Source organism: Mycobacterium canetti CIPT 140010059 (assembly GCF_000253375.1).
GTDB classification, from domain to species: domain Bacteria; phylum Actinomycetota; class Actinomycetes; order Mycobacteriales; family Mycobacteriaceae; genus Mycobacterium; species Mycobacterium tuberculosis.
Genome location: NC_015848.1, coordinates 1,718,162 through 1,731,704, shown reverse-complemented (window position 1 = coordinate 1,731,704; position 13,543 = coordinate 1,718,162). Strand labels below are relative to the sequence as shown.

Genomic DNA, 13,543 nt, shown 5'->3' with positions numbered 1-13,543 from the left:
ATGTCGACAAACCCAGGACCAGCCGAAGGGGCTAACCAAGTGATGGCACAGGAACATTCGGCCGGCGCGGTACAATTCACCGCCCACAACGTTCGCCTCGACGACGGAACCTTGACGATACCGGAGTCCTCGCGCACGTTAGACGAATCGTCCTGGTTCATCTCGGCGCGCGGGATTCTGGAAACCGTCTTTCCCGGGGACAAGAGCCACCTACGCCTGGCCGATGTCGGCTGCTTGGAAGGCGGGTACGCGGTCGGTTTCGCGCGCATGGGATTTCAGGTCCTCGGGATCGAGGTTCGCGAGCTGAACATGGCGGCCTGCAACTACATCAAATCGAAGACCAACCTGCCGAATCTCCGGTTCGTCCACGACAACGCCCTCAACATCGCCAACCACGGGCTCTTCGATACCGTCTTCTGCTGCGGCCTCTTCTACCACCTGGAGAATCCGAAGCAATACCTGGAAACCCTCTCGTCGGTAACGAACAAGCTGCTGATTCTCCAGACGCACTTCTCGATCATCAACCGGAGCGATAAATGGCTCCGGTTGCCCACGACGGCACGACAATTGACCGATCGGTTGCTGCGGCGGCCGGCGCCGGTGAAGTTCATGCTCTCGGCGCCCACCGAACATGAGGGACTTCCCGGTAGGTGGTTTACCGAGTTTTCCGACGACCGGTCGTTTGGCCAGCGCGACACCGCAAAATGGGCGTCCTGGGACAATCGCCGGTCATTCTGGATTCAACGCGAGCACCTACTTCAGGCCATGAAAGACGTCGGCTTCGACCTGGTGATGGAGGAGTACGACAACTTGGAACCAAGCATCGCCGAGTCGTTGCTCGGAGGTTCCTATGCGGCGAATCTTCGAGGCACCTTCATCGGTATCAAGACCCGGTGATCCACAATCGCCGCCAGCAACCTAGGGGAACTCGGTGACGTCTGCTCCGACCGTCTCGGTGATAACGATCTCGTTCAACGACCTCGACGGGTTGCAGCGCACGGTGAAAAGTGTGCGGGCGCAACGCTACCGGGGACGCATCGAGCACATCGTAATCGACGGTGGCAGCGGCGACGACGTGGTGGCATACCTGTCCGGGTGTGAGCCAGGCTTCGCGTATTGGCAGTCCGAGCCCGACGGCGGGCGGTACGACGCGATGAACCAGGGCATCGCGCACGCATCGGGTGATCTGTTGTGGTTCTTGCACTCCGCCGATCGTTTTTCCGGGCCCGACGTGGTAGCCCAGGCCGTGGAGGCGCTATCCGGCAAGGGACCGGTGTCCGAATTGTGGGGCTTCGGGATGGATCGTCTCGTCGGGCTCGATCGGGTGCGCGGCCCGATACCTTTCAGCCTGCGCAAATTCCTGGCCGGCAAGCAGGTTGTTCCGCATCAAGCATCGTTCTTCGGATCGTCGCTGGTGGCCAAGATCGGTGGCTACGACCTTGATTTCGGGATCGCCGCCGACCAGGAATTCATATTGCGGGCCGCGCTGGTATGCGAGCCGGTCACGATTCGGTGTGTGCTGTGCGAGTTCGACACCACGGGCGTCGGCTCGCACCGGGAACCAAGCGCGGTCTTCGGTGATCTGCGCCGCATGGGCGACCTTCATCGCCGCTACCCGTTCGGGGGAAGGCGAATATCACATGCCTACCTACGCGGCCGGGAATTCTACGCCTACAACAGTCGATTCTGGGAAAACGTCTTCACGCGAATGTCGAAATAGATTGACGCGCCGGCGCGTCAATCGCTGCCCCGGAAGAAGATGCCATCGGCCTGCAGCATTCGACCGTTGCGGGGGTCGGTGAAACCGGGTTGCAATCCCGAGAGCGTAAAGCCCAACGAATCCACGAGATCGAGCGCCTCGCGGATGAGCATGCCACCCTCGTACAACGGCTGGAAAGACAGCTCGAGCTGCATGCCGACGCATCGGTCGTGCACCGTTGAATCGCCACCCGCGATCACCTGCTTCTCGAAGCCTTGAACGTCGATCTTCAAGAACGCAATATCGTTGGGCCGCAGAACGTCTGCGGCCACGGAATCGAGTCGATGTATCGGCACCCGTTGGGCGCCCACGTAGTTGGCTGGTGGAAAGGCGTCCTGATGTCGTTTCAACATCGGCAAGACGGAACTGCTGGCGCCCTCGTTGCCGGCGACGTTGATCGAGATGGTTCCATCGACATCGCCCAGCGCACAGCGCCGGCATTCCCACAACGGGTCCGTGGAGGCGCTTCGCTGCAAGCCGGCAAAGGGCCCGGGCAGCGGCTCGAACGAGACGATGCGGCCCGCGAAGCCCGCGCCGCGCAGACCCCTGGCGTACTGCCCCGAATTGGCGCCGACATCGAGCACGACACTGACCCGATGCGATTGCAGTTGGCGCATGAAGTTGCGTTCCCAATCCAGTTCGGGAAAGTAGCGCGACACGTCGAGGCCGTTGCGACGCAGGATGTTCCGAGCGCGACGGGCCAGCCCGCTCATTGCCGAACCGTTCCCGCGTGCTCGCGATACCACGCCACTGTCGCCTCAATTCCGTCGGGTAGCGCGATCGAAGGCCGCCATCCCGCCTCCCGTAGCACCGAAACATCCAGCAGTTTGCGTGGTGTTCCGTCCGGTTTGCTTGGATCCCAGCGGGTTTCGCCGCTATAGCCTACCGCCGAGGCGACCATCTCGGCGATCTCGCCGATGGTGTGGTCGATGCCGGTTCCCACGTTGACATGGGTCGGCCCGTCGAAATGTTCCAGCAGATACAGGCATGCGCTCGCCAGGTCGTCGACGTGCAGCAACTCCCGTCGGGGCGTGCCGGTGCCCCAGTTGGTCACGTTGGGCGCGCCACTGGCTTTGGCCTCGTCATAGCGGCGGATGAGTGCCGGCAGCAGATGCGAGCCGGACGGCGAAAAGTTGTCGCCTGGCCCGTACAGGTTGGTGGGCATCGCCGAGATCCACGGCAGGCCATGTTGGCGGCGCACCGCCTGGACCGCAAGGATGCCGGCGATTTTGGCGATCGCGTACGCGTCGTTGGTCGGCTCCAACGGACCGGTGAGCAGCGCGCTCTCCGGGATCGGCTGCGGGGCGAGTTTCGGGTAGATGCACGACGAGCCCAGGAACAGCAGCCGCGGCACCCGCGCCGCCACGGCGGCATCCAGCAGGTTGACCTGGATCTGGAGGTTTTCCGACAGGAAATCGGCCGGGTAGGTGTCGTTGGCCAGGATGCCGCCGACCCGGGCCGCCGCGTCGATGACGACCTGCGGCCTCGACTCGAGAACGAAGTCGAACGTCGCGGCCCGATCCGTCAGATCAAGCTCGGCGCGTGACCGCACCAGCAGGTTGGTGAACCCCGCGCCCGCAAACGTGCGTAGCAGCGCGGACCCGACCAGGCCGCGATGCCCGGCGATGTAGACCCGGGCCGCGCGGTCAAGCGGGCCGACCGAGGTGTGCGCGTTCATGTCCGGCCGGCGATCATCGGCTTGTCGATCCACGGCTTGCCTTCGCACTCCAGCGCCGCCATGTCCGCGTCGACCATGATCCGAGCCAACTCGTCAGTGTGCACCGAAGCCCTCCAGCCCAGCAATTCGGCAGCCTTGGTCGCGTCGCCGATCAGCGAATCCACCTCGGTGGGCCGCAGATAGCGTTGGTCGAATTTCACGTACTGCTGCCAGTCCAAACCGGCATGCTCGAACGCGGCCCGCGCGAACTCACGCACGGTGAAACCGCGCCCGGTCGCCAAAACGAAGTCGTCGGGCTCGTCGGTCTGCAGCATCCGCCACATGCCGTCGACGTATTCGGGCGCGTACCCCCAGTCGCGGACCGCATCCAGATTGCCCATATAGACCTCGGACTGGATACCGGCCTTGATGCGTGCCACGGCCCTGGTGATCTTTCGGGTCACGAACGTCTCACCGCGCCGCGGTGATTCGTGATTGAACAAGATGCCGTTAACGGCGAACAATCCGTACGCTTCGCGATAATTGCGGGTCGCCCAGTACGAATAGACCTTGGCGGCGCCATACGGTGACCGCGGGTAGAACGGTGTCAGCTCGTTCTGCGGTGGCGGCGAGGCGCCGAACATCTCCGACGAGGACGCCTGATAGAAGCGGCAGTGCACCCGAGAGAGCCGAACGGCTTCCAGCAGTCGCATGGATCCCATGCCGGTGGTGTCACCGGTGTGCACGGGTTCGTCGAAGCTCACCCGCACGTGTGACTGCGCCGCCAGGTTGTACACCTCGTCGGGTTCGATGGTGCTCAGCAGGGTCACCAACCGGGTTCCGTCGATCAGGTCACCATAGTGCAGAAACAGCCGCGCGCCCGGTTGGTGCGGGTCGACGTAGAGGTGATCGATCCGCGAGGTGTTGAACGTCGAAGCGCGCCGGATGAGCCCGTGAACCTCATACCCCTTGGCCAGCAGCAGTTCGGCGAGATACGAGCCGTCCTGTCCGGTGATTCCGGTGATGAGCGCTCGCTTCACTGTCTTCCCGCCTCTGTCGGTCATGCTCAGCCATCACAGCGGGGCGCCGCTGTCGCTTCATAGTAGATGTGGGTAGGGAACGCCCGTTCTGCAGCGACCTCCTGGTTGTCGGGGGCGACCAGGAAAATGTGAGGCTAGACTCCACCGCGGCCAAGTTGGTGACCATTGCGCCTGCGGCCGTTTCGCGCGGAACCGAGGAGGAGAATCCATACGACGCGACCCCCACGCCACCTCCAATCCCGCACAGCCACGACCAACTTGGGAACAAAACCACAGGTCAGACAGCTGTCGCTGAGAGCCGGGACATCGGGTGTCGCCCGGTGCAGTGACACATGTGACTGTTGCGACCCTACGATGTGCCCGACCCTCGGTGCGCACCAATTTGAGCCAAATCAGGTTGCAACGTCTCCTGGAAGGATCGGACCCGAGGACGGAGTGCTCACTGACGAGACGGCGTGATTTGTCGACCTGGGGCACAAATCAGTCGGGTCGCCGCGCCAACGCGGCCACATGGATGGCGATTCCCACCGTTGGACCGAACAACAGCGCGATCACGGTGCGCGTCTCCAGCGGCATCGGCAGCAGCAGCAACAGCGTCGACGCCACCGTCGCGCTGACCCAGCCCAGCAAATACGCCCGGTGCAGTGCGGCCGCGACCGCGGCGGCGCCGGTCAGCGTCAGCATGGCGATAGCTACCGCCGCTGCCGTCAACCAGGCCAGCAACGCCCCGCCAGTTTGGTAGTCGGGGCCGAATCCAACACGCAGCAACCAGGGACCGGTAAGCCCTGCGGCCAACATCCCGACCGCACCGATGCCGCCGACGACCAGCGCCGGTGCGATCAGCGCCCGAAGCCGTTGGGTGCGCCGGTCGACGAAATGCGCGATCAGGTTGCCTTGCATCGCGCTCAGTGGGACCAGAAGCGGCGCACGCGTCAAGGTCACAGCCAGGATGACCGCTCCGCCCTTTGCCCCTAACTGGTCGGAGGTCACTTTGAGCAACACTGGGAAACCCATTACCAGAATCGCGCTGGCACCCGCGGCGGTTATCGAATGAGCGGCACCGCGCACGAACGTGGCGATTCCCCCGGGCGTCAGCAGGCTGGCCGCGCTGCGCGCGGTGGGCGAGGCCATCAGCATGAGCAGCCACGCCACCGCTCCCGCGGTGGCGGCCCACAAGTACCCGGCCAGACCCCATCCGATCACAACCGCTGCCGCGGCGACCGCCAACCGGATGACCGCGTCGGTCACCATCAGTGACCCGTACTGTGTCCACCGGTCGACGCCGGCCAGCGCGCCCAGCAGGGTCGCCTGCGCGCAGAACCCGGCCACCCCAACGCTGAGTAGCCCCACGGACAGCCAGCGCCCCTCGACGAATAGCTGTCGGCTCCACAGCGGTGAGCTACCCGCGATTACGACGGCCGCGACGGTGCCAATCATCCCGGCCACCCGCAGCGGATGGGTACGATGGCCCGCAACTATTTGGGTGGAGCGCACCCAGCGGACCTCGCGGGTCGTTTCTTGCAGGAGGCCGTGGGTGGCGCCGGTGGCAATGCCGAGCGCCCCCCAAAACACCGCGAATATCGAAAAACAAGCCGGGGGTAGGTCGCGGGCCGCCAGATAGATGACCGTGTAGACGCAGGCAACGGCCAACGCGGTCGCCGCGCCGACCCGAGCGACGCTGCCCCGCGCGATAGGTCCGGTGGGGGCTGCCGTAGCGCCGACGTCGGTCATCTCGACGGCACGGTCGCACATTCCGCGCTCATGCCGTCTCTCGTACATGTCACGTCCACTGGCGGGGAGCTGTGTATCACCGCTGGCCAGCAACCGAGGTCGAGAGTACGCATGCCTGGCAACGACTGGATGGGGTCGGTTGTGATCCACGCAAGCCCCCTTTTAGCGCCCGCAATCCGCTGATACGCCTCATACACAGCAGGTTGCGAAAGTGCCGCGCGAATGCCCGATGTCGCTTGCGCCATGTCATTACCTCTTCGTTAGCCGCACATCCATGATGGGCTGCAGCGTAGCGGGAACATAGCCTGCCAGATGATGCACACGCAATTTCACCGCCGCGCGAATAGCAGCGACCATCCATTGTGCCCGGCGACCAGCGAATTCCTTATCCGTCAGCGCGCGTTCCAGCATCCATACCAACATTGCACGGTGGAAGCGCAAGGTCAGCGTCGCATCCTTCGCCGCAAAGCGTTTCACCTTGGGAACCGTAATCCAGTTGAGCGAACGCCAGACTCCCTTCGGGTCATCCATGCCCGTATTGCCCTCGATGCGATGTCGCATCACCCGGCATGTCAGCTCTTTGGTGAAGAATGTTGGGATATTGAAATGCGGTTCGTACGGGAATACGTAATTCGGGCACAGGAAGTGGTAACTGGCCCCCGGTTTCAGCACTTCCGATACCCGCCTGACTGCCTCATCCGGAAGGTCGATGTGCTCCATCACATTCAGCGAGAAGGCGAAGTCGAACCGCTTCTCGGAAATAAAGTCTTCCGCCTTGCATGGCGCGATGGTGGGTCGTGCTGCAGCCAATTCCAGCACGATGTCGCCAAGCTGTCTGAACTTGCCAAAACCTTCACCCGTCGGCTCGATGGCGGTGATGTCAAATCCCTCCGCCGCCAGTTGACAGCTGAGCAGAAGTACCCCCCCGCCCACTTCCAGCAATGCTGCACCGACAGGCAACCGCGCGAGGTCCTCGGACAGCCAGTCGCGTGCAAATCGGGCCTCGGCCGCCATCGTATCGAACAGTGAACGCAATTCTGGCGCGTGCGCATCAACATGTGAGCGGATACGGGCAAGGAATCCATCCATGCATGCGTTCACACGGTTCAGATTATTACTCAACGCAAACACCCATTGCGCGGTCGATCACGCCTCGTACGCTGGCCGGAACGCCCCAATACTGATACCTATCCGGGTGGGCCGGCGCATCAGCGTCTGCGCATCGATCAGCGCCTCGTTGCCGACCGCGATATGGTGCAGGATTACGAGTCATGAATGTCTCGCCGTGACGCGGTGATTCGTGATTGAACCAGATGCTGTTGACCGCGAGCAACCCATACAATTCGCGATAATTCCGTGTCGCCCAGCAGAAATAGACCTCGGCCGGGCTACCAGCGGCCACATATCCCTTCAGCGGGAGCTTAGCGAGATACGAGCCGTCCGGTCCTGTGATTCCGGTGATGAGCGCTCGCTTCACTGGGTTCCCGCTCCTGTCGGTCGCTCTTCGCCATGGCATAACGTCGGGGCGTGGCTGTGGGTTCATCCTAGATGTCGGTGCCCAGCGCCCTTTCGGCAACGACGTCCTGTTGTCGGTTGCCACGAGGAAGATCCGGTCTAGACTGCCCGGCGACCGCGTTGGCAACCATGGCGCTCTGCTACCGTTTCGCGCAGAACCGAGGAGAATCCAGATGAAGCGACCCCCGGAGGTGTTGCGCGGTGCCGTGACCGCGAGCCGGGAGCGGCTCTGGGCGATCGGCTCCCAATCCGAGCGCACCCTCATGCTCGGCACCATCCTGCTGGCGTCGGTGATTTCGGCGGCGACGGCGTACGCCCTCAGTCAGTGGTACGCGGTCGACGTCTTTTCCACTCTTTTGGTAGTCCCTGGGGACTGTTGGCTTGATTGGGGCATGAATATCGGTCGGCACTGCTTCAGCGACTACGCCATGGTCGCCGCCGCCGGGATTCAACCCAATCCCGCGGACTACCTGATCTCGCTACCCGCCGATTACCAGCCGACCGCGGTTGCTGCATGGGCCCCCGCCCGCATACCGTATGCGATTTTCGGACTACCCAGCCATTGGCTGGGTGCGCCGCGCTTGGGGCTGATCTGTTACCTGGTCGCCCTAACGATGGCGGTCATATCTCCCGCCATCTGGGCGGCCCGGGGGGCACGTGGTCTGGAGCGAGTGGTCATCTTCGTGACACTGGGCGCCGCGGCCATCCCGGCGTGGGGGGTCATCGATCGAGGCAACTCGACAGGGTTCGTGGTACCGATCGCGCTGGCTTACTTCGTGGCGTTGTCCCGACAGCGGTGGGGCCTCGCCACCATCACGGTGATCTTGGCCGTCCTGGTAAAGCCGCAGTTCGTCGTTCTCGGCGTGGTGTTGTTGGCGGCTCGACAATGGCGGTGGGCTGGTATCGGGATCACCGGTGTGGTGGTGTCCAATATCGCAGCCTTTCTGTTGTGGCCACGAGGCTTCCCGGGGACGATCGCACAGTCGATCCACGGCATCATCAAGTTCAATAGTTCGTTCGGAGGGCTTCGAGACCCGCGGAACGTGTCCTTTGGCAAGGCACTCCTGCTGATCCCCGATAGCATCAAGAACTATCAATCGGGCAAGATCCCAGAGGGTTTCCTCACTGGTCCGCGAACGCAGATCGGGTTTGCTGTCCTAGTCATAGTCGTGGTCTCCGTGCTGGCGCTCGGACGCCGTATCCCGCCTGTCATGGTGGGGATTGTGTTGCTCGCCACCGCCACCTTCTCCCCCGCGGACGTCGCCTTCTACTATCTCGTTTTCGTCTTGCCAATCGCTGCACTGGTAGCCCGAGACCCCAACGGGCCTCCTGGTGCTGGGATATTCGACCAACTCGCAGCCCATGGAGACCGCCGCCGCGCGGTCGGCGTCTGCGTGAGTTTGGCCGTGGCGCTGAGCATCGTCAACGTCGCGGTCCCGGGCCAGCCGTTCTACGTGCCGCTCTATGGACAGCTGGGAGCCAAAGGGGTAGTCGGTACCACGCCACTCGTTTTCACCACGGTGACATGGGCACCGTTCTTGTGGTTGGTCACGTGCGTAGTAATCATCGTCTCCTACGCGCGCAAACCCGCTCGCCCACATGACAGTCACAACGGGCCTACTCGGGAGAGCGACCAGGACACCGCTGCCAGCACCACCTCATGCTTACCCAATCCGGTTGAGGAGTCCTCACCACGGGGACCCGGCCCAATCTGCCAAAATTACACCCCATAGGCGGAGTCCGAGCTCACATCCGCCCAGGGGCTCAGTGGTTGGTAACCTGCCAACCGTGCAGCCTAACCACAACCCGAACCAGTGCCTACAGAACATGGCGCGCAACGGTTTACACTGATCCACGCACTCAATCGACATGGACCACGGCGCCACAACGAGGTACCACGCCAGCAACCGGAACGCTGCCGATCCCGTGGTGCGCCATACCGGGATAGGGCCCTGCAAACACTGATGGTCAACCCGCTAGAAGGCCGGTGACGGGCCTCGACCGAGTGGTATCCTCCCCCCAATCCCGATTCGGTGGCGAGGTTCTCGCCGCCGCGTAGTGCGGGTACGAACAAAGCGCGACACCTATCGATATCGCGACGCTGGGGGAAGACCAGGAATCGATCTCGTGAACGGAAGCGGATTTGATCATCAAGACAAGACCAGAAACGGATCGGCCGCGATATCTTTTTGCCAGCAACCTAGCCGCAGCCAGCCCTATATGATCGGATGCAATTATCTCACAGGAGACGATGCGACGTTCATCGCGCACCGGACGCCCCGGGTCGCGGCCCATCCTGGCCTTCCCGAGCACCATATTGAATATGTCGCAGAATCGCTTGAACTCGCTCCGGCGGAGCTGTCGCGGGCGCGACGTATTTGTTATTCTAAATTGGAGACACCGCGTTGAAGAAAGTCGCGATTGTTCAATCAAATTACATACCTTGGCGAGGATATTTTGACCTGATTGCATTCGTCGATGAATTCATCATCTATGATGACATGCAATATACCAAGCGTGATTGGCGAAACAGAAATCGGATCAAAACGAGCCAGGGGTTACAGTGGATAACTGTTCCCGTCCAGGTGAAGGGACGTTTCCATCAAAAGATACGTGAGACGCTGATCGACGGCACCGATTGGGCGAAAGCGCACTGGCGGGCACTAGAATTCAACTACAGTGCGGCCGCTCATTTTGCGGAGATCGCTGACTGGCTCGCGCCGATTTACCTCGAAGAACAGCACACGAATCTTTCCTTACTCAACAGGCGTCTATTGAATGCGATTTGCAGTTATCTCGGTATCAGCACGCGACTGGCAAATTCGTGGGATTACGAATTAGCCGACGGCAAGACCGAGAGACTGGCCAACCTCTGCCAACAGGCCGCAGCGACCGAATATGTCTCTGGCCCCTCAGCCCGTTCGTATGTCGATGAACGCGTGTTCGACGAACTTAGCATCCGGGTAACTTGGTTCGATTATGACGGCTACCGCGATTATAAGCAATTGTGGGGAGGGTTCGAGCCCGCCGTGTCGATTCTGGATCTGCTCTTTAACGTAGGAGCCGAGGCTCCGGACTATTTGAGGTACTGTCGCCAGTGAAATTATCTATCGTCTCCACGCTTCCTTGCTCCGCGAACCGTGCCGGCGGGTTTTTGGGTCATTGCCCGCCGCAGCCTCGGCATGCAACTGTTGAAGGTATAGTCTCGGACCCACGCACCGACGCCCACACACACAAATCGTGAGGCAGCTTCATGGCGGAAGACGCAACGACCATGCTCGCTGACGTGGCCCGTTACTACGCATCGAAACTCGAAGCACACGGCACCACCGCGCGCGGCGTCGATTGGAACGGCGAAGCCGGGCAGGCGTTGCGCTTTGACCAGCTGGTGCGCATTGTCAATGCGGCGGACCCATTTTCGATCAACGATCTAGGCTGTGGCTATGGGGCTCTACTGGACTACCTAGATGCGCGTGGCTTCAAAACTGATTACACCGGCATCGACGTCTCCCCCGAAATGGTGCGCGCGGCCGCACTACGTTTCGAAGGTCGGGCGAACGCAGACTTCATCTGCGCGGCGCGCATAGATCGGGAGGCGGACTATAGCGTCGCGAGTGGAATATTCAATGTTCGTCTGAAATCGTTGGACACGGAATGGTGCGCTCACATCGAAGCGACGCTCGACATGCTGAATGCCGCGAGTCGCCGTGGCTTCTCTTTTAATTGCCTGACATCTTATTCCGATGCATCAAAGATGCGCGACGACCTGTACTATGCTGACCCATGCGCCCTATTTGATCTCTGCAAGCGCAGGTACTCCAAGAGTGTTGCGCTTCTGCACGACTACGGCTTGTATGAATTCACAATTCTGGTTAGGAAGGCGTCATGACCAAACCATTGGTAATTTTTGGGAGCGGCGACATCGCTCAGCTCGCACATTACTACTTCACAAGGGATTCGGAATATGAGGTCGTCGCGTTCACAGTCGACCGAGACTATGCAAGCGTGTCCGAGTTTTGCGGCCTGCCTTTAGTGGCCTTCGACGAGGTCGCACAACGCTTTCCGCCGGAGTCCCACGCGATGTTCGTGGCGCTGGCCTACGCCAAACTGAACGGTGTGCGGAAGGAAAAATATCTTGCCGCTAAGGCTCTCGGCTATGAACTCGCCAGCTATGTGAGCTCCCACGCTACCGTCTTGAACGATGGGCGGATCGGTGAAAATGTCTTCCTGCTTGAAGACAACACTATCCAGCCATTCGTATCGATTGGCAACAACGTCACATTGTGGAGCGGCAATCATATCGGCCATCACTCGACGATTCACGATCACTGTTTTCTAGCGTCTCATATCGTCGTATCCGGTGGCGTGGTAATAGAGGAGCAATCTTTCATTGGCGTCAATGCAACGCTACGCGACCATATCACCATCGGTTCACGGTGTGTGGTCGGAGCGGGCGCCCTACTCCTTGGCGACGCTGACGCGGATGGTGTCTATATAGGAACCAAGACGGAGCGCCGTCCGGTGCCCAGCACGGAGTTGCGGAAGATATGAAGAAATAGTGAAGGCATGTTGGGATACCTGAAAAGGCTAGGGATCCGCCGGCCACAAGGAGAATTCTGGTGGATGTTCGACCCCGATCACCGAACACTTCAGCGCCCTGTTCGATGATTTGAGAAGTTGGCGTCGAGTGTCAGATCACAAAGTTCCATTCAATCGGCCGTACATGACCGGCCGGGAGCTCGCGTACATCGCCGAAGCGCATTCTTGCGGCCACCTGGCCGGCGATGGTCCCTTCACCCGGCGTAGCCATGCATGGCTCGAACAGCAGACCGGTTGTCGCAAGGCACTACTCACCCCCTCATGCACCGCCGCGCTGGAAATGATGGCGCTGCTTCTGGACATAGAGGAGGGGGACGAAGTCATACTGCCGTCATACACCTTTGTCTCTACCGCCAACGCCTTCGTGTTGCGCGGTGGTGTGCCAGTCTTTGTCGATATTCGGCCCGACACGCTCAACATTGATGAAACTCGCATCGTAGACGCCATCACCCCGCGAACCAAGGCCATCGTCCCCGTTCACTATGCCGGCGTGGCCTGCGAGATGGACGCGATCATGAAGATCGCCACGCACCACAACCTGGCGGTGGTCGAAGACGCGGCCCAAGGCGCGATGGCGTCGTATCGTGGGCGGGCGCTCGGCAGCATCGGCGACCTGGGAGCGCTCTCATTTCACGAGACCAAGAATGTGATTTCCGGCGAAGGCGGCGCCCTGCTTGTCAACTCAGAAGACTTCCTGCTCCGGGCAGAGATTCTCAGGGAAAAGGGCACCAATCGCAGCCGCTTCCTTCGCAACGAGGTCGACAAATATACGTGGCAGGACAAAGGGTCTTCCTATTTGCCCAGCGAATTAGTCGCTGCCTTTCTATGGGCTCAGTTCGAGGAAGCCGAGCGGATCACGCGTATCCGATTGGACCTATGGAACCGGTATCATGAAAGCTTCGAATCATTGGAACAGCGGGGGCTCCTGCGCCGTCCGATCATCCCACAGGGCTGCTCTCACAACGCCCACATGTACTACGTGTTACTAGCGCCCAGCGCCGATCGGGAGGAGGTGCTGGCGCGTCTGACGAGCGAAGGTATAGGCGCGGTCTTTCATTACGTGCCGCTTCACGATTCGCCGGCCGGGCGTCGCTACGGCCGCACCAATGGCAACCTGACCGTCACCAACGACGTGGCTTCCCGCCTAATCCGTCTGCCGATGTGGGTTGGACTTCAGGAGGTAGATCAGAGCCGCGTTGTCGAGGCGCTCACGCGCATCCTGACGTTGCGCGCATGAAGATA

The 13,543-nt window shown here is 61.1% G+C and carries 13 protein-coding genes and 1 pseudogene; 7 read left to right on the top strand and 7 right to left on the bottom strand.

The genetic code is table 11. The annotated features are described in order from the left end of the window. Together MCAN_RS08070 and MCAN_RS08065 are read left to right on the top strand one after the other, a co-directional pair. Entirely contained in the window at window positions 1-897 is an 897-nt protein-coding gene (locus tag MCAN_RS08070; protein WP_014000805.1) for a class I SAM-dependent methyltransferase, read from the top strand. A gap of 34 nt (window positions 898-931) precedes the next feature. Continuing rightward, a complete protein-coding gene (locus MCAN_RS08065; protein ID WP_003407650.1) occupies window positions 932-1,720 on the top strand; it encodes a glycosyltransferase family 2 protein in 789 nt (262 codons plus the stop codon). Window positions 1,721-1,737: 17 nt separating this feature from the next. Here the strand turns inward: MCAN_RS08065 and MCAN_RS08060 are convergent, their stop codons facing one another. The 6 genes and pseudogenes from MCAN_RS08060 to MCAN_RS23515 form a co-directional block, all read right to left on the bottom strand. After that, window positions 1,738-2,472 (bottom strand): FkbM family methyltransferase, encoded by a 735-nt coding sequence (locus tag MCAN_RS08060; RefSeq protein WP_014000804.1) that lies wholly within the window; start codon window positions 2,470-2,472, stop codon window positions 1,738-1,740. Then, window positions 2,469-3,437 (bottom strand): GDP-L-fucose synthase family protein, encoded by a 969-nt coding sequence (locus MCAN_RS08055; RefSeq protein ID WP_014000803.1) that lies wholly within the window; start codon window positions 3,435-3,437, stop codon window positions 2,469-2,471. Before MCAN_RS08055 ends, MCAN_RS08060 begins: the two co-directional genes overlap by 4 nt. After that, window positions 3,434-4,456 (bottom strand): GDP-mannose 4,6-dehydratase, encoded by a 1,023-nt coding sequence (gmd, locus tag MCAN_RS08050; protein WP_014000802.1) that lies wholly within the window; start codon window positions 4,454-4,456, stop codon window positions 3,434-3,436. The genes MCAN_RS08055 and gmd overlap by 4 nt, the downstream gene beginning before the upstream one ends. Before the next feature lie 480 nt (window positions 4,457-4,936). Next, a complete protein-coding gene (locus tag MCAN_RS08045) occupies window positions 4,937-6,235 on the bottom strand; it encodes a hypothetical protein (protein WP_003901183.1) in 1,299 nt (432 codons plus the stop codon). Between the two features lie 201 nt (window positions 6,236-6,436). Then, window positions 6,437-7,318: a class I SAM-dependent methyltransferase gene (locus MCAN_RS08040; RefSeq protein WP_014000801.1), complete on the bottom strand. Its 882-nt coding sequence runs from the start codon at window positions 7,316-7,318 to the stop codon at window positions 6,437-6,439. A 133-nt stretch (window positions 7,319-7,451) separates the two neighbouring features. After that, window positions 7,452-7,571: pseudogene (locus tag MCAN_RS23515) on the bottom strand (GDP-mannose 4,6-dehydratase); the annotation flags it as partial. A gap of 64 nt (window positions 7,572-7,635) precedes the next feature. Here MCAN_RS23515 and MCAN_RS08030 point away from each other — a divergent pair. Beyond that, window positions 7,636-9,435 carry a glycosyltransferase 87 family protein gene (locus MCAN_RS08030; RefSeq protein WP_014000800.1) on the top strand — a complete coding sequence of 600 codons (1,800 nt, stop codon included), beginning with the start codon at window positions 7,636-7,638 and terminating at the stop codon, window positions 9,433-9,435. A gap of 235 nt (window positions 9,436-9,670) precedes the next feature. Here MCAN_RS08030 and MCAN_RS08025 read toward each other — a convergent pair whose 3' ends face one another. Then, on the bottom strand, window positions 9,671-10,174 hold the full coding sequence (locus MCAN_RS08025) for a hypothetical protein (protein WP_014000799.1): 504 nt from the start codon (window positions 10,172-10,174) through the stop codon (window positions 9,671-9,673). Here MCAN_RS08025 and MCAN_RS08020 point away from each other — a divergent pair. The 4 genes from MCAN_RS08020 to rffA all read left to right on the top strand — a co-directional run bounded on the left by MCAN_RS08020 (window position 10,108) and on the right by rffA (window position 13,538). After that, a complete protein-coding gene (locus MCAN_RS08020) occupies window positions 10,108-10,803 on the top strand; it encodes a WbqC family protein (protein WP_003407623.1) in 696 nt (231 codons plus the stop codon). The genes MCAN_RS08025 and MCAN_RS08020 overlap by 67 nt on opposite strands. Before the next feature lie 152 nt (window positions 10,804-10,955). Beyond that, window positions 10,956-11,591, top strand: a complete 636-nt coding sequence (locus MCAN_RS08015; protein WP_017351437.1) for a class I SAM-dependent methyltransferase — start codon at window positions 10,956-10,958, stop codon at window positions 11,589-11,591. Further along, a complete protein-coding gene (locus MCAN_RS08010) occupies window positions 11,588-12,253 on the top strand; it encodes an acetyltransferase (RefSeq protein ID WP_003407619.1) in 666 nt (221 codons plus the stop codon). Before MCAN_RS08015 ends, MCAN_RS08010 begins: the two co-directional genes overlap by 4 nt. Before the next feature lie 136 nt (window positions 12,254-12,389). Next, a complete protein-coding gene (rffA, locus tag MCAN_RS08005; RefSeq protein ID WP_003903480.1) occupies window positions 12,390-13,538 on the top strand; it encodes a dTDP-4-amino-4,6-dideoxygalactose transaminase in 1,149 nt (382 codons plus the stop codon). Window positions 13,539-13,543 lie beyond the last annotated feature (5 nt).